Source organism: Hymenobacter piscis, assembly GCF_018760735.1.
Classification (GTDB): domain Bacteria; phylum Bacteroidota; class Bacteroidia; order Cytophagales; family Hymenobacteraceae; genus Hymenobacter; species Hymenobacter piscis.
In genome coordinates this window covers 109,301-125,049 of the sequence record NZ_JAHHZN010000005.1, presented here as the reverse complement: position 1 = coordinate 125,049, position 15,749 = coordinate 109,301, and the positions used below count along the sequence as shown (strand labels likewise).

General features: G+C 63.7%; 13 protein-coding genes. 9 read left to right on the top strand and 4 right to left on the bottom strand.

From position 1 onward, the window contains the following. Positions 1 to 167 precede the first annotated feature (167 nt). Together KLP40_RS07570 and KLP40_RS07565 are read left to right on the top strand one after the other, a co-directional pair. Positions 168 to 908: a hypothetical protein gene (locus KLP40_RS07570; protein ID WP_215593168.1), complete on the top strand. Its 741-nt coding sequence runs from the start codon at positions 168 to 170 to the stop codon at positions 906 to 908. A 108-nt stretch (positions 909 to 1,016) separates the two neighbouring features. Further along, the gene (locus KLP40_RS07565; protein WP_215593167.1) at positions 1,017 to 1,472 is read left to right on the top strand and encodes a YajG family lipoprotein; all 456 of its coding nucleotides are present in this window, start codon (positions 1,017 to 1,019) and stop codon (positions 1,470 to 1,472) included. Positions 1,473 to 1,585: 113 nt separating this feature from the next. On the opposite strand, the gene KLP40_RS07560 is transcribed toward KLP40_RS07565, so the two are convergent. Further along, positions 1,586 to 3,205 (bottom strand): FAD-dependent oxidoreductase, encoded by a 1,620-nt coding sequence (locus tag KLP40_RS07560; protein WP_215593166.1) that lies wholly within the window; start codon positions 3,203 to 3,205, stop codon positions 1,586 to 1,588. A 129-nt stretch (positions 3,206 to 3,334) separates the two neighbouring features. On the opposite strand from KLP40_RS07560, the gene KLP40_RS07555 reads away from it, so the two are divergent. From KLP40_RS07555 to KLP40_RS07545, 3 genes are all read left to right on the top strand, one after another. Then, the gene (locus KLP40_RS07555) at positions 3,335 to 3,574 is read left to right on the top strand and encodes a hypothetical protein (protein ID WP_215593165.1); all 240 of its coding nucleotides are present in this window, start codon (positions 3,335 to 3,337) and stop codon (positions 3,572 to 3,574) included. Positions 3,575 to 3,648: 74 nt separating this feature from the next. After that, positions 3,649 to 3,897, top strand: a complete 249-nt coding sequence (locus KLP40_RS07550) for a hypothetical protein (protein WP_215593164.1) — start codon at positions 3,649 to 3,651, stop codon at positions 3,895 to 3,897. Positions 3,898 to 3,937: 40 nt separating this feature from the next. Further along, entirely contained in the window at positions 3,938 to 4,414 is a 477-nt protein-coding gene (locus tag KLP40_RS07545; RefSeq protein WP_215593163.1) for a hypothetical protein, read from the top strand. Between the two features lie 55 nt (positions 4,415 to 4,469). On the opposite strand, the gene asnS is transcribed toward KLP40_RS07545, so the two are convergent. Further along, entirely contained in the window at positions 4,470 to 5,876 is a 1,407-nt protein-coding gene (asnS, locus tag KLP40_RS07540; RefSeq protein ID WP_215593162.1) for an asparagine--tRNA ligase, read from the bottom strand. Positions 5,877 to 6,125: 249 nt separating this feature from the next. Between asnS and rpoN the strand changes: the two genes are divergently transcribed. The 4 genes from rpoN to KLP40_RS07520 all read left to right on the top strand — a co-directional run bounded on the left by rpoN (position 6,126) and on the right by KLP40_RS07520 (position 12,580). After that, positions 6,126 to 7,709, top strand: a complete 1,584-nt coding sequence (gene rpoN / locus KLP40_RS07535; RefSeq protein ID WP_215593161.1) for an RNA polymerase factor sigma-54 — start codon at positions 6,126 to 6,128, stop codon at positions 7,707 to 7,709. 216 nt (positions 7,710 to 7,925) lie between these two features. Then, entirely contained in the window at positions 7,926 to 8,123 is a 198-nt protein-coding gene (locus KLP40_RS07530; protein ID WP_215593160.1) for a hypothetical protein, read from the top strand. Positions 8,124 to 8,188: 65 nt separating this feature from the next. Beyond that, complete coding sequence (locus KLP40_RS07525) at positions 8,189 to 8,818, top strand: hypothetical protein (RefSeq protein ID WP_215593159.1); 630 nt, start codon at positions 8,189 to 8,191, stop codon at positions 8,816 to 8,818. Between the two features lie 144 nt (positions 8,819 to 8,962). Continuing rightward, positions 8,963 to 12,580, top strand: coding sequence for a PAS domain S-box protein (locus KLP40_RS07520; RefSeq protein ID WP_215593158.1), 3,618 nt, complete (start codon positions 8,963 to 8,965; stop codon positions 12,578 to 12,580). Positions 12,581 to 12,731: 151 nt separating this feature from the next. Here KLP40_RS07520 and KLP40_RS07515 read toward each other — a convergent pair whose 3' ends face one another. Together KLP40_RS07515 and KLP40_RS07510 are read right to left on the bottom strand one after the other, a co-directional pair. After that, positions 12,732 to 13,466, bottom strand: a complete 735-nt coding sequence (locus KLP40_RS07515; protein ID WP_215593157.1) for a LytR/AlgR family response regulator transcription factor — start codon at positions 13,464 to 13,466, stop codon at positions 12,732 to 12,734. Positions 13,467 to 13,796: 330 nt separating this feature from the next. Next, entirely contained in the window at positions 13,797 to 15,170 is a 1,374-nt protein-coding gene (locus KLP40_RS07510; RefSeq protein ID WP_215593156.1) for an FAD-dependent oxidoreductase, read from the bottom strand. Positions 15,171 to 15,749: the final 579 nt, after the last annotated feature.

Genomic DNA, 15,749 nt, shown 5'->3' with positions numbered 1-15,749 from the left:
CGGGCCGGGAAGCCGCCGCCGGGGCGCGGGCAGGTGGCCTATAACAAGCCCGTGGCCGGAAAAGTCCCGCCCGCTCCCAAAGTCGGGCCGGGGCAGGCACAAGCTCTGGAATTTATGGTGCGGCTTTTGCCTAAGCTTCTGCCGAACTCCTCTTAGCTTCTGAAACCATGAAAACCTTGCTCAAATCCGGTCTGACGCTGGCACTGGGACTGTTGCTTTTCGGCGGCGGAGCCCAGGCGCAGGTGCGGGTACACGTGAACGCCCCCTACTGGGGCCCGGCGGTACCGCAGCAGGTGCAGTACTATTACCTGCCCGAGATTGATGGCTACTACGATCTGTATTCCCAGTCCTACCTGTTCTACGACCCCGGCTACGGGGCCTGGATCAGCTCGCCGGTGCTGCCCCGCCTGTACGCCGGCTACGACCCGCGCTTTTTTCACCCGGTGCCCATTCAGTACGTGGGCCGCCAGCCCTGGGGCTACCTGCGTGACCACCGCCGCTACTGCGACCAGTGGGGCGTGCGGCCCGGCCGCTACTACGGTCGCAACTGGCCCGGCCACGGCTACGCAGTGGCCCCACGCGGCGGCTACGGCCCGGCCTACTACGGCAACCGCCCCGCTTACGGCAACGCCGGCTACACTAACGGTTACGCCCACCACAACGACCGCGACGACCGGGGTGGCTACTACGGCCGCCAGGACCAGGACAACCGCGGGGGCCGCGACGACCGGGGCGGTTATTATGGCCGCCAGGACCAGAACGACCGCCAGGACAGCAACGACCAGGGTGGCCGTCAGGATCGGGGCAGCTACGACCCGCGTGGCAACTCCGGCACCGACCGGCCTGGCCCGGGCAACCAGGGTAATCGGGGTGGTCAGCCCACCTACGGCGGCCGGCGGGGCCGGTAGTTCGTCGGCCATTATCCGGGCTCAACTAAACAGGTAGTAATGCGTTAAGAGCAGCCGTTACGGCAACGTGGCGGCTGCTCTGATTTCCCTCTTAAAGCTCTTCCCATCATGGATTTATTGCCCAAAATAGTCTTTGCGGGCCTGCTGATGCTTTCCGTCAGCAGCCTCACCCAATCGGCCCAGGCCCAGGTGACCATCAACGTGAACCCGCCCTCCTGGGGTCCGGCGGCACCCGCCGGCACCCAGTATTACTACGTGCCTGAGTACGGTGGCTACTACGACCTGCGCAACCAGCAATACATTGTGCAGCGCGACGGACGCTGGGCGCGGGTACGCAGCCTAAACGGCTACAATCCCAGCAGTTTCCATCCCGTGGTGCTTGACTACCGCGGCACTCAACCCTGGTCGCTCATTGGCCGGCACCGCCAGCTGTATCCGGCCAGCCTGCCTCCCGGTCAGGTGAAGCGCCTCGAACGGGGCAAGGGGCTGCCCCCCGGCCAAGCCAAAAAACTGGACGGTGGCCACCCTGGCAACCGTAATGGTAAGGGCAGAGGCAAAAACTAGTCACCACTTCTTGCCATTGCAGCAACGCGCCCATCCAGGTAGGATGGGCGCGTTGCTGCAATAGCAGGTTTTCCCGCTCCGGACCGGAGCGCAAAGCCGTAGCATTTACCGCTTTATTCCAGCAATTTGCCCCAGTTGATTTTGCGGCGGGCGGCGGTAGGCGTGGGCATTTGACCGATGCGCATCAGCTCCATTACAGCCATCATATCGTCGTCGCGGCCCATGGCGGCGGCGGCTACCAGGCGGTTCTGGTGGGCGTAGAGGGCCAGGAAGTTCTGGCGGCGCACGTCGCCGTGGAAGATGATTTCATCCCACTCGGTGGCATGGCCGGCGTAGCGCAGGCTCTTGCCGTACTGCTGGGTCCAGAAGAAGGGAATTTCGGTAAAGTCAACTGCCTGCCCAAGCATATTGCGGGCGGCGCAGGCCCCCTGCTGCTGGGCCACCCGCCAGTGCTCAATCCGGTGCTGACCCAGGCCGGCCGCCAGCGGAAACAGGGCCACGTCGCCGGCCGCATACACGTGCTCGGCGGCCCGCAGTTGGGCATCCACCCGCACGCCGCCATCTTTTTCCAGTTCGAATGCGGGCGCCAGAAAATCGGTGGCGGGCCGAACACCCACGCCCAGGACCACCAGGTCGGCGGGCAGGCGCTGGCCCGAGGCCAGGCGCACGGCCGTCACGCGGCCGTTTTCGCCCTCCACGGCCGTCACTTCGGCTTCAGGTTTGAAGCGCACCCCGTGGCGGCGGTGCAGGTTGCGGAACATGGCCCCGATTTTCGGCCCCAGCACCCGCTCAAAAGGCTCTTTGTCGCGGGCAATGACGGTAATGTGGCGCTTGCCGTCCGCCAGGCTCGCGGCAGCCTCCATCCCGATAAAGCTGCTGCCGATGATGACCACCCGCTCCGCTCCGGCGGCGGCCCGCCGGATGTGGTCGGCATCGGCGGCGGAGCGCAGGGGGAATACGCCCGCCAGGTCGTGGCCGGGGAGCTGGGGCAGGGTGTTGGGCCGGGAACCGGGGGCCAGCAGAAGCTTGTCGTAATGTAGCGAGTCATGGCCGCTAAGCTTGAGCTGCCGGGTACGTAGGGTGAGGCCGGTGGCGCGGGTATCGGTCAGCACTTCGATGCGGTGCTGCTCGTAAAAATCAGCCTTTCGCAGCGGCAGGGCCTTTTTATCGGCCTTGCCCGCCAGATATGCCTTGCTGAGCTTGGTGCGGTCGTAGGGCGTGGCCGCTTCGCTCGTGACCAGCACAATGCGCCCGCCGAAACCCTCGGTGCGCAGCGTCTGGGCCGCGAACTGGCCGGCCGCGCCCCCGCCCACCACCACGAACGTGCGCTCATCGGGGGCGGCGCTGCTCGGGGCCGGGCCGGTGCCGCCCACCAGGGCGGTGGGCGTGGCATCGGGGCTGTCGGCGGCGGCGGCGGGGTGGGCGGGCAGCGTCACCCAGATGCGGCCCTCGGCCACGCGCACCGGGTAGCTGGGCAGGCTATCGAGAGCCGGGGGCTGGCAGAGGTGGCCGTCGGTGATGCGGAAGCAGGCGTGGTGCCAGGGACACACGAGCTGGTCGCCGATGAGGCGGCCTTTTTCCAGCGGGGCCCCGTAGTGGGGACAGTGGGCGGCCAGGGCCAGGTACTGCCCCTCGCGGCGCAGCAGCAGCACGTCGGTATCGGCGGCGGCGTAGGTGCGCATTTCGCCCTCCTGGAGAGCATCGGCGGGGGCTAGGTTGAATTCGGAAGGCATAGGGCGGGGCGCGGAACGGGCGAATCGGATGTTTAGCCAACGCAGGGAAGGAAAACCGGGTTGTGCCGGGCTTTCGTAAATCCCGGTTGTCCCGCGTATCCTTTTCGTATTCAATCCGTTCACACGCCCATGCCTTTAGCTGCCCCCCTGCCCACACCTACCGATTCTGCCCCCTGGGGCGGACTGCGGGTGGGCGGCTCCTGCGTGCTGGTGTACCGGGCGCCCGGTACCTCCGCCGAGTTCAGCGTGCAGGGCGTAGTGGCGGGCCTGCGCCGCCGGGGCCTCGTGGAATACGTGTGCCTGGCCGACGGCTGTGAGCTCCGCCTCGACTGGCTGGTGGCCGTGGACGGACAACGCCGGGCCGCCTAAGCAGCCCCCGCCGCGGCCGGCTCATCCCGGCGGCCGGTTTGCCCGTAAAACCGGTTCCACCAACTTCCCACGCTATGTCTACCGATTATCAACCCATCAGCTGCTCGTTCTACGACGAGCTGGAAGCCCGCGCCACCACCGGCCAGCCCTGCACCCTCACCTACCGCACCGAGCCTGACACCCCGCCCAGCACCTACCACGGCGTCATCAAGGACCTCTACATCCAGGATAAAGTAGAATATCTGCGCCTCGCCGACGGCTTCGAGCTGCGCCTGGATAACCTGCTGGCCGTGGACGACAAGGAACTGCGGAATTACTGCTGAAAAGATGTAACTCTACGCCCTGAGACTCATCGATTCTTCTATGCGTGCGCTACTACTCTTTGTGCTATTGGCCTTTTCCAGTTACAGTTGGGCCTGTTCCTGCGGAAAGGTCGGTATTCTGAAAAACCGCAAACAGGCTGAACTTATCTTCACAGGCAGGGTCATTGATATAAGAAACTTCATTTATAAAGACTCTACAGATAGGGGAAATGGTGAATATATTATTCGTACCAAGCAGAGCACTAAATTTACATTTCAAGTGCAACACGTTTATAAAGGTGCTGTCGTAACGGACACTGTTTCATTGTCCACTCCTGCTGCTCGCTTAGATTGTGAAAGCCACTTTGTACCTAATCAATCCTATTTGGTTTACAGCAATTTAACAACTCAAAGTACCCGGTATCTTTTTGGAGCTAAATCAAAAGCACGGCCTTACTTAACAACTAATTTATGCACACGAACAAAGCGTAATCGCCTGCTAACAATATATGAAAAGGCCATTCTGACTTTGCTATAAAACAGGACGCCAGCATATTTATATGCTGGCGTCCTGTTTTATAGCAAATCAGTGATTAAAACTCCGCGCTGCCGGGGAAGCGGGGGAAGGGGATGACGTCGCGGATGTTGGCCATGCCGGTGATGAAGAGGATGAGGCGCTCGAAGCCCAGGCCGAAGCCGGCGTGGGGCGCGGTGCCGTACTTGCGCAGCTCCAGATACCACCACAGCTCGTGCTCGGGCACGTGCATGGCGGCCATGCGCGCCTTAAGTTTCGTCAGGTCCTCTTCGCGCTGGGAGCCGCCGATTATTTCACCGATGCCGGGGAAGAGCACGTCCATGGCGCGCACGGTTTTCTCGTCGTCGTTGAGCTTCATGTAGAAGGCCTTGATATCCTTGGGGTAATCGGTCAGGATAACGGGCTTCTTGAAGTGCTTCTCCACCAGGTAGCGCTCATGCTCGCTTTGCAGGTCGGTGCCCCAGTCCACGGGAAACTCGAACTTCTGCTTGGCCTTCTTGAGGATTTCCACGGCCTCGGTGTAGGTCAGGCGCTGGAAGTCGTTATCGACCACGAACTGCAGGCGCGTGAGCAGTTCCTTGTCGTACTGCTCGTTGAGGAACTTGAGGTCGTCCTGGCAGTGGGCCAGGGCGTAGCGCACGAGGCTCTTCAGGAAGTCCTCGGCCAGGTTCATGTTGTCCTGGAGGTCGTTGAAGGCCACTTCGGGCTCAATCATCCAGAACTCGGCCAGGTGGCGGGCGGTGTTGGAGTTTTCGGCCCGGAAGGTAGGGCCGAAGGTGTACACCTTGCCCAGGGCCATGGCGGCCACCTCGGCCTCCAGCTGCCCCGACACGGTCAGGTTGGTTTGCTTACCGAAGAAGTCCTCCGCGTAGTCCACCGCCGATTTATCCTCGGTCAGGGGCGGGTTCTGGTCGGGCAGGGTCGTCACGCGGAACATCTGGCCCGCGCCCTCGGCGTCGGAGCCCGTCACGATGGGCGTGTGGACGTAGTAGAAGCCGTGGTCGTTGAAGTACTGGTGCACCGCGAAGGCCATGGCGTGGCGGATGCGCAGCACCGCCCCGAACGTGTTGGTGCGGGGGCGCAGGTGGGCAATACCGCGCAGGAATTCGAGGGTGTGGCCCTTCTTCTGGAGCGGGTACTCAGTAGTGTCGGCCGTGCCGTACACGGTAATTTCAGTGGCCTGGATTTCCACGGCCTGGCCCTTGCCCTGGGAGGCCACCAGCTGGCCGCGCACGGCAATGGCGGCGCCGTTTTCCACGCCGTCGGCCCGCAGCTTCTCCTCCGGAAACTGCTCGGCGTTGGCTACCACCTGGATGGAGTTGAAGCCCGAGCCGTCGTTCACGGCGATGAACTGCACGTATTTGTTGCCGCGGCGGGTGCGCACCCAGCCCTTTACCAGCACTTCGCGGTCCAGCTCGGTGCTGCGGAGCAGGTCCTGCACGCTGGTTTTTCGGAGGTCAGACATGGAATAAGTCGTATTTGAATTGCAAAGGTAGGAGAAACCATCCGTCATCCTGAACGAAGCGCAGGACCTTATCAACTCCACTACCATTCCCTCCTGTCCGCCAAGCTCCTTCGCTTCACTCAGGGTGACCAACGGATTTGGTTGGCCCGGCTGGCCCAACTTTTTCCCCCTAAAGCAAGTACAGAAAGGCCTATATTTGGCCTAACTCCCCCGTTTCCTAACCCGGCGGGGCGTACCGTTTTTTAGCGTATGCAACGACTGGACATGAAGCAGCTTCTCTCGCAGAAGCTGAGCCCCCAACAGATTCAATTTATTAAGCTGCTCCAGATTCCGACCGCGGAGCTGGAAGCACGCATCAAGGAGGAGCTGGAAGTAAATCCGGCCCTGGAAGAGGGCGAGGACGAGCCGGAGGACGAGTTTGACGACCTCGATGGCGACGACGCGGACGATGATTTCGACGACCCCGATGCCGAGCTCGACAACCCCGACAACACGCTCGATGAGGACTACGACGGCGAGCAGGGCGAAGAACAGCCCGAAATAGAGCTACCCGTGAAGGACGAAGCCCCCGAAGCCCCGGAGTCGTCATCGGAATCCGACGACCTGGATTTGAGCGACTACCTCAACGACGACGAAATAGCGGGCTACAAAATGCAGGGCGACGGCCCGGGCGAGGACGAGGACGACCGGGAAATGCCCCTGGCCGATACCAGCGGCTCGCTCATGGACAACCTGCTCAGCCAGCTGGGCTTCTCCAGCCTCGACGAGCACCAGAAGGCCATCGGCCGCCAGCTCATCGGCTCCATCGACGGTGACGGCTACATCCGCCGCGACCTGTCGGCCATTGCCAACGACCTGGCCTTTTCGCAGAACCTGGAAGCCACGGTGCCCGAGATTGAGGGTGTCCTGCACGTGATCCAGACGTTCGACCCGGCCGGCATCGGCGCCCGCGACCTGCAGGAGTGCCTGCTGCTGCAACTCGAGCGCCGCCCCCAGGACGAGACGGTGGAGCACGCCGAGCAGATCCTGAACGACACGTTTGAGGAGTTCACCAAGAAGCACTACCAGCGCATTCAGCAGAAGCTGGACTTGGAAGACGACGAGTTGAAAGAAGCCATCGGCCTGATTCTCAAACTCAACCCCAAGCCCGGCGGTAGCGGCCCGGTGGGTCCGGGCAAGATTCAGTACATCGTACCCGACTTCCTGCTCAGCCACGACAACGGCCAGTTCAACCTCACGCTCAACACCCGCAACGCCCCCGATCTGCGGGTGTCGCCGGCCTACACCGAGATGTTCCGGGCCTACGACAAGGCTTCCAAGAAGGACAAGAAGATGAAGGAGGCCGTCACGTTCGTCAAGCAGAAGCTCGACTCGGCCAAATGGTTCATCGACGCCATTCGGCAGCGCCAGAACACGCTGCTGCGCACCATGGACGCCATTGTGCGCTACCAGCGCGAGTTCTTTGAGGAGGGCGACGAAAGCAAGCTGCGCCCCATGATTCTGAAGGACATTGCCCAGGAAATCGGCATGGACATCAGCACCGTGAGCCGGGTGGCCAACTCGAAAGCCGTGCAGACGGAGTTCGGCATCTATCCGCTCAAGTACTTCTTCTCCGAAGGCATTGCCACCGACTCGGGCGAGGACGCCAGCTCGCGGGAGGTGAAGCACATCCTGAAGGAAATCATTGAGGGCGAGCAGAAGAAAAAGCCCCTCTCCGACGACAAGCTGGAGAAGATGCTCAACGCCCGCGGCTACAACATTGCCCGCCGCACGGTGGCCAAGTACCGCGAGCAGCTCAACATTCCGGTGGCCCGCCTGCGCAAGGAGTTGTAGGGCGAGGCTGAAAACGCCCCCCAACCACGGCGGCCCGGGCGAAAGTCCGGGCCGTTTTGCGGGGGCGGGGCCCCACCTTCGCTGGGCGGGGCCGGCCGTTGGCAGAGCTGCAGAACCAGTTGGGCGAACCAGGGCGGGCGGACCAATCCGGCCCCGAAAAGGATGGCGTAAGTTGAATTATACCGCCCTTTCTCACACACCTAGCCCCCCGTGCTCATGGACCTGCTTCGTACCCTGCTCACCGTTTCGCTTTTTACGTTGCTGCTGGCCCTGCTCGGGGGGCCGCTGGTGCTGCGCGCCGCCACGGAGCCGGCCCGTCGGCAACTGAAGGCCCGCTCCGGAGCCGAGCGTCTGAACCCGGGTTTGGTCCGGCCCGTTGCCCAGCTGCTGCGGCTCGGCGGCCGGCCCATCTGAACCACTTTCACGGAGTGGGCGCCCCGCCGTATCTTCGTCGGGTTCCGCCTTCATTTCTCGGCCCCTTGTCCCGATTTCTGGCGACGGTACTCTCGGCGGTGTTTCACCCGCTGCTGGTACCGTCTTATTTGTTTTACGCAGTGTGCTACCAGCTCCCGGGCGTGCTGGCCCTGCCGGCCCGGCCCGAGCGGTGGCTGGTGCTGGCCGTAGTGGGCGGCTTCACGCTGGGCCTGCCGGCCCTGGCCACCGGTCTGCTGGTGTACCTGGGCCTGGCCGACTCAGTGGAACTGCGGGCCCGGGAGCAGCGCACCTGGCCCCTGCTGCTGGCCACGCTCAGCTTCGGGGCCGCCGCCTGGCTGCTGCACCGCCCCACCCTCTTCGACCCGCTCCTGTTTCAGATGATGGCCGGCATGACCCTGGCCGTGCTGCTCACGCTCGGCATTACGTGCTACTGGAAAATCTCGGCCCACGGCGTGGGCATGGGCGGGGCGCTGGGGCTGCTGCTGGTGCTGCACCTGGGCGGCGAAACCGGACTGGCGGGAGCGTGGTGGCTGGCGGGTACGGCGGCTACTGCCGGGGCCGTGGGCAGTGCCCGCCTGGTCCTGAGGGCCCATACGCCCGCCCAGGTGTGGGCCGGTCTGGCCCTGGGGCTGGGGCTGGTGGCCGGGCTTGGAGTGGGGTTGGCGCTGGGTTAGGCGCGGCGGCGTACCTTGCCAGTCCCGGCCCCTGATTTTCAGGGCTGCCGAAACTACGTTATCTTCCCTTTCCGTAGGTTGGGCTGCCCGCTGCCTACGGTCCTTCTCTATCCGGCCCCGCCGCCCCATTTCTACCCCGCCGCTATGCCTGCTGCTTCCTCTTCCATCCCTCCCACGCTCGAATCCCTGACGGCTGAGCTGGAGCAGGAACGCCGGGGCCGGCTGGCCGCCGAGCTGCAGGTGCAGACCCTGCGCCGCCACCTGGTTTCCACCCAGCGCACCGTGGGCCGCCTCACCGACAGCATCACGCGCCTGACCCAGAACCTGCGGGTGGCCGTGCTGGTGGCCCACCAGAACGGCATGGTGGCCCTGCTCAACCAGGAGTTCTGCGACCTGTTCGGGGTAGAGGAAATGCCCCCCCTGGGCATGCTCGACCACCCCGTGCAGCCCGTGCTGGACGCCCTTGTTGCCCACTCCAAGCGGCCCGAGCTCACCCGCCAGCGCCTGGACGTGATGCGCGTGGCCGACCAGCGGGTGCTGGGCGAAGACCTGGAGCTGGCCGACGGCACCGTGCTGGAGCTCGACTTTATCCCGCTCAGCGGCCAGGATGAGCTGGTGGCGGCCGGCTACATGCTTTCCTTCCGCGACGTAACCCAGGCCCGCCGCGCCGAGCAGTACCTGCACTCCCTATCCCGGATTCCGGGCCAGAACCCCAACCTGGTCCTGCGCCTGCACGCCGACGGCCGCCTGCTCTACAGCAACCCCGCTGCTGATGCCCTGCGCCAGGAATACCTTAATCCCCGCCAGCAGCCCGAGCTGGCCGCTCAGCTCTACCAGGCGGCCCTGGCGGCCCTGGCGGCGGGCAAGCTCACCCAGCTGGAAGTGGGCTTTGCCGACCAGTGCTTTCAGCTGGCTATCATGCCCTTCGAGGACGACCAGTACGCCAACCTGTACTTCACCAACATTACCCCGCTCAAGGAGGCCGAAAAGCGCCTGGTGGAGCAGCAGGAATTCTACGAAACCGTCCTCAACCACCTGCCCGCCGACGTGGCCGTATTCGATGCCCAGCACCGCTACCGCTTCGTGAACCCGGCCGCCATCGGCGACCCCGCGCTGCGCCAGTGGATTATCGGCCACGACGACTTTGAATACGCCGCCTACCGCCACCGCTCCGATAAGATGGCCCGGGTCCGGCGCGCCCGCTTCGAGCAGGCCATTCGCCGGCGTACGGTGCTGGCCTGGGAGGAGCGGCTCAAGACTCCCACGGGCGAGCGGCTGGCCCTGCGCCACATGCAGGCCGTTTTCGACCCCGCCACCGACGAGCTGCGCATGGTCATCGGCTACGGTATTGACATTACCGAGCGCCACGCGGCCGAAGAGCAGCTGCGCCAGCGCGAGGCCGAGCTTCAGGAAAACCAGGCCTTCGTGCGGGCCGTGGTCGATACCACCCCCAACATCATCTGGGCCACCGACGGCCGCGGCAAGGTGCTGTTCAGCAACCGCGCCTTCGACGACCTGATCAAGCAGAGCAGCCACCGCGAAGTGGACATCAACGACCCCGACAGCCGGATTGCGGCTGAGGCCCGGGCCTTCGTCACCTCCGACGAGTACGTGCTGCAAACCGGCCGGGAGCTGGTGCAGGAAACCACCTACACGCTGCGCGACGGCACCGTGATGGACCTGCAAACGGTGAAACGCCCCCTCTACCGCGCCGACGGCAGCCTCAACGTGCTGGGCGTGAGCACCGACATCACGGAAATGCGGAAGGCGCGGCAGACCCTGGAAAACAGCACCAAGCAGTACCGCGACCTGATGCATTACTCCCAGGCCCTGATCTGCACTCATGATCTGAACGGCGTGCTGCTGTCGGTAAATCCGGCGGCGGCCCAGCTGGTGGGCGTGGTGCCCGAAATGCTGGTGGGCCGCACTCTGCACCAGGTGCTGAACCCCAGTTTCCACCCCCAGCTCGACCTGTACCTGCGGCAGGCCCACGAGCAGCAGGAACTCACCGGCCTGATGACCCTGACCGGCCCCGACGGCCACTCCCATCACCTCATTTACGATAACTACCGGGTGCAGGAGCCCGGCGCGGAACCCTACGTGATTGCCTACGGCCAGGAAATCACGGAGCGGATTCAGGCCGAGCAGGAGCTGGTGCGGGCCAAGGAAGAAGCCGAAAACACGGCCCTGGCCAAGGAGAACTTCCTGGCCAACATGAGCCACGAAATCCGGACGCCCATCAACGGCATTCTGGGCATGGCCGGGCTGCTGGCCAAAACCCCGCTCGATGAGTCGCAGCAGGAACACCTGCGGATTCTGCGCAACTCCGGCCGCCACCTGCTCACCGTCATCAACGATGTGCTGGACGTAGCCAAGATTGAGGCCGGCAAGCTGGAAATGGAGCAGGTGCCGTTCGACATCTGCCAGTCCATCAAGGAAAGCGTGCAGACGCTGGCCTACCGGGCCGAGGAAAAGGGCATTGATTTCCGCATCAAGCCCCTGCAGCTGCCCCGGCCCATTGTCATCGGCGACCCGGGCCGCCTCAACCAGATTCTGCTCAATCTGCTCAGCAACGCCATCAAGTTCACCAACCGCGGCGCAGTGGAGCTGGGCGGCCGCCTGCTGCACGAAACGGACGAGGAGCTGGCCATAGAATTCTGCGTGCGCGACACGGGCATCGGCATTTCGGCCGACAAGCAGGAAACCATTTTTGAAAACTTCTCCCAGGCCTACGCCGACATCTCCCGGCGCTTCGGGGGCACGGGCCTGGGCCTGACCATCAGCCGCCGGCTGGTGCAGCAGATGGGCGGCCGCATGTGGGTGGAAAGCGAGGAGGGCCAGGGCAGCACGTTCTTCTTCAGCCTCACCCTGCCCAAGGGGGCCGCCAGCCTGCCCGCCGCGGTGCCCCTGCCCAAGCCCGATTACGCGGTGTTGCGTGATAAACGCGTGCTGCTGGTGGAAGACCACCCGGTGAACCAGCAGCTGGCCGTGCTCATTTTAGAAGGCTGGGAAGTGGAAACCCACGTGGCTTCTGATGGCAACGAAGCCCTCGACCAGCTCGAAGCCCGCCTCTACGATGTGGTACTGATGGACATTCAGATGCCCGGCATGAGCGGCCTCGACGTCACCCGGCAGCTGCGTCAGCACCCCGATCCGCTCCGGGCCAACACCCCCGTTATTGCCCTCACGGCCAACGTCATGCGCTCCGACAACGAGCTGTACCGCGCCGCCGGCCTCGATTACCTGTCCAAGCCTTTTGAGGAAGATGACCTGTTCCGCAAGCTGGAAGCCAACCTGCGGCCGGTTTCGGTGGCCGAGCTGGAGCAGCAGCCGGCCCGGCCTGAGCCCGCAGCCCCGGCAATAGCGCCGACCGACTCCCCCGCCCCCGAGCCGGCGGAACCGGTCGGCACCCTTTTCGACCTGAGCCGCCTGCGCGACACGGCCCACGGCAGCACCATTTTCATGCAGAAAATCATCGGTTCCTTCCGGACTCACACGCCCCTGGTGGTGGCCCAGCTCCAGGAATCCGCCGCCGCCGCCGACTGGGCTACCGTGGGCACCCTGGCCCACAAGCTGCGGCCGTCGTTGCAGCTGCTGGGCATCGAGAGTACCTACGCTGCAGTGAATGTGCTGGAGCCCTTTTCCCGCTCTGAGCCAGCCGCCACCACCCAACCCGATGCGGCGCTGCTCGCCCTTACCCAGGAACTCGCCCGCACCCTGACCGCCGCCGTCGAACAGCTCGGCAACGCCCGGGTGGAATAGGTGAAATGGTGAGGTGGTGAAATGGTGAGGTGGTGAAATGGTGAGGTGGTGAAATGGTGAGTTGATGTTCGGCTGGTCCCACTTGCGCAGATAGCGCAGACAGGACCAGCCGAACATCAAACTCACCATTTCACCACCTCACCATTTCACCTCAGATGCGGTTGAGCTTGCTGAAGAAGGCGTCCTGGTAGGATTTGCCGATGGGCACGTGCTGACCGCCGGGCACCACGGCGGCCCCGTCCTCAATGGCCTCAATGCGCTTCATGTTGAGAATGTAGGAGCGGTGTACCCGCACAAAATGGTCGAAGGGCAGGCGGGCGTCCAGGGACTTCATGGTGGTGTACACGATATACTTCTGCTTATCGGTCACGATGATGACGTAGTCCGACAGGGCTTCGATGTAGAGCACTTCATCGAAGTTGATGCGCACCATTTTGCTGTTCACCTTCACGAACAGGTCGTTGTCGGTGGGGCCGGGGGCTACGGGCGCGGCCGGGGCGGGCACGGGCGCGGCATGCTGCTGCAGGGCCCGCTGCACGGCCCGGCTGAAGCGGGCGTAATCGAAGGGCTTGACCAGGTAGTCGGTTACCCGCAAATCGAAGGCATCCACGGCAAAATCCTCATGGGCCGTAGTCAGAATCACGATGGGCGGGTCGGGCAGTACCCGCAGCAAGTCCAGGCCGTTGAGCTGGGGCATCTGGATATCGAGAAACAGTACGTCCACGCGGTTGCCGGCCCGGAAGTAGTTCAGGCCCTGCAGCGCGTCGTCGAGCGAAACGACGACCTGCAGCGAATCGGTCAGGGAAATATAGTGCTCCAGCGTGAGCCGGTTGATTTCTTCATCATCAATAATAGCACACGTGAGCAAGGGGCCGGGAGCAGACATAGCGGAGGGCGAAAAATGTGACGTAAAATAAGCCGCGGCCACGGGCCGCAATGGGAGCTAGAATCGGGCGAAGGGCGGGTGGCGGCCCTCTGAGGGCCATACCTGCCTCGTAGCTAAGCTACTGTTCTGCCACTTGCCAATCAAGTTAAATAAACAACCGGCGCCGACGTCTCGTTTTGAAGCGCGCCGGCACGTTCGCCCGGACTTACGCAACGGCCCGGCCGGCCGGATTGCCGGTTAATTTTCCCAATCTGAATTCCGGTTCTTTTTTGGTCCGGCTGGCAGCATGCGGCCAGGTCGCCTGGGTTTCCGAACCCGCAGGGGGCGGCTTTAGCGCCGGGCCATTTCCCGGGCCACTAGCTCCTGCACCTGCGGCAGCTGGTAGTCGTCCTCGGTCTGGATGTGGGGCATCAGGCGCTGCATGACGCTTTCCTGGGCCTGGCCATTGGCCAGGGCTTCGGCGTAGGGCAGGTGCGAAAACGTAACCTGGGAGTACAAGGGCAGCCACTTGTCGGGGTACTGAGCCGAGATTCTGCTTTCTATTTTCTTCTGGAGCAGAAAGCGCGGGTCGGCCACCCGGTCGCGCATTTCCTGGAAATTGTATACCGCCAGATCGGCCATGGCGTCGGCATCGGGCTTGCGCGTGCGTTCAAACTCGTGGAACACCCGCGCCCAGTCGGAGCCGTGCTGCTGGAGCAGCTGTTCCAGCACGGTGCAGTCCTCGAAGCCCGCGTTCATGCCCTGCCCGTAGAAGGGCACAATGGCGTGGGAGGCGTCGCCGAGCAACAGCACGTTATCCTGGTAGGTCCAGGGGAAGCAGCGCACCGTGACGAGGGAGCTGGTGGGGTTTTCGAAGAACTCGGCCTCCAGTTCCGGCATCAGGGGCACGGCATCGGGAAATACGTCGGTGAAGAAGGCGCGCACCTGCTCCGGGGTCTGGAGGGCGGCGAAGGAGGCGGGGCCTTCGTAGGGGAAGAACAGGGTGCAGTTGAAGGAGCCGTCGAGGTTGGGCAGGGCAATCATCATGTACTGGCCCCGGGGCCAGATGTGCAGGGCGTTCTTCTCCAGGGCCCAGGTGTTGTCGGGGCCGGCGGCAATGGTGAGCTCCTTGTAGCCGTAGTCGAGGTAGTGCTGGGAGTAGTTGAAGCGGTCGGTGCGCTGCAGGGCGCTGCGCACGGCCGAGTAGGCTCCATCGGCCCCGAACAGGCGCTGGTAGGGCACGGTACGGGTCTGGCCGGTGGCCACGTCCTGCATTTCCAGCTCCTGGCGGCGCACATCCACGCGGTTGCACCTCTGGTTGAACTGCACCCGGATGCCCGGCTCCTGCTCGGCCAGGTCCAGCATGCGGCGGTTCAGCCCGGCCCGCGACACGGAGTAGATGGCCTGTCCGGCCTGGCCGTAGGGCTGGTGGGTGAGGTTGCCCGCAGGGTCGTGCATCACGCGGCCGGTCATCGGAATGGCCACTTCCCGCACTGCCTCGGCAATGCCCACGCCCTCCAGGGCCCGCCAGCCCCGGTCGGAAAGGGCCAGGTTAATGGAGCGGGCTTCCACGGGGGCCGCCCCCCGGATGTCGGGGCGGCGCTCAAACACCTCCACCGGATGCCCGTGCCGGGTCAGGTACAGCGCTAACAGGCAGCCCACCAACCCCCCGCCCATGACGGTAAGCGTTTCGGCGGGCTCAGGGGCAGGGGCAGCAGGGGTCATGGCAAAGGCAAAAAAGGGGTAGCAAGAAGACTACGGGCGGAACCACGAAGGTAACCCATTCCGCTGGCATCAGTTGGTCGAGCGATATGGCCCGTTGAACGAGAGAATCGGGCACCTGAGTGGGCGCGCCGCATAGCCGGGCAGCTATTGCTGTACTTTGTATTATCGAATAATTATCTCCGACTAGCTCCTCCGGTTCTATGCTATCCCGCTCCGCTGCCCATCTGCCCCATCCCCGACTCCGCCCCTACCAGACTCCCTCCGGCGCACTCCCCGCGGCATCCAACCCGGCCCCGGCCCCCGAGCCCGGACAACCGGCCAAACTACCCTCCCCCGAACTGATTACCTGCCACGACCAGGGCCGGATATTGCAAATCGGCAGCTACCTGATAGGCGCTGAAAACTGTCCGTTCCTCCACGGATTGCCCGCCTTGCGCTATTAAGCCGGCAACGGCAACCTCTGCTCTTTCCTTATCACAGTCAACGATAGCGGATAAGTACAAATTGACCCCCAGGTTCCTCGGCGAACATTCACCATCTGGCTAGTAGGTTATTAGGCATGCCTACTTTACATTTGCG

Excerpts from the sequence above, each read along its gene's own strand:
- KLP40_RS07570 (WP_215593168.1), top strand. The coding sequence starts at position 168 with ATGAAAACCTTGCTCAAATCCGGTCTGACGCTGGCACTGGGACTGTTG.
- KLP40_RS07565 (WP_215593167.1), top strand. The coding sequence starts at position 1,017 with ATGGATTTATTGCCCAAAATAGTCTTTGCGGGCCTGCTGATGCTTTCC.
- KLP40_RS07560 (WP_215593166.1), bottom strand. The coding sequence starts at position 3,205 with ATGCCTTCCGAATTCAACCTAGCCCCCGCCGATGCTCTCCAGGAGGGC.
- KLP40_RS07555 (WP_215593165.1), top strand. The coding sequence starts at position 3,335 with ATGCCTTTAGCTGCCCCCCTGCCCACACCTACCGATTCTGCCCCCTGG.
- KLP40_RS07550 (WP_215593164.1), top strand. The coding sequence starts at position 3,649 with ATGTCTACCGATTATCAACCCATCAGCTGCTCGTTCTACGACGAGCTG.
- KLP40_RS07545 (WP_215593163.1), top strand. The coding sequence starts at position 3,938 with ATGCGTGCGCTACTACTCTTTGTGCTATTGGCCTTTTCCAGTTACAGT.
- asnS (WP_215593162.1), bottom strand. The coding sequence starts at position 5,876 with ATGTCTGACCTCCGAAAAACCAGCGTGCAGGACCTGCTCCGCAGCACC.
- rpoN (WP_215593161.1), top strand. The coding sequence starts at position 6,126 with ATGCAACGACTGGACATGAAGCAGCTTCTCTCGCAGAAGCTGAGCCCC.
- KLP40_RS07530 (WP_215593160.1), top strand. The coding sequence starts at position 7,926 with ATGGACCTGCTTCGTACCCTGCTCACCGTTTCGCTTTTTACGTTGCTG.
- KLP40_RS07520 (WP_215593158.1), top strand. The coding sequence starts at position 8,963 with ATGCCTGCTGCTTCCTCTTCCATCCCTCCCACGCTCGAATCCCTGACG.
- KLP40_RS07515 (WP_215593157.1), bottom strand. The coding sequence starts at position 13,466 with ATGTCTGCTCCCGGCCCCTTGCTCACGTGTGCTATTATTGATGATGAA.
- KLP40_RS07510 (WP_215593156.1), bottom strand. The coding sequence starts at position 15,170 with ATGACCCCTGCTGCCCCTGCCCCTGAGCCCGCCGAAACGCTTACCGTC.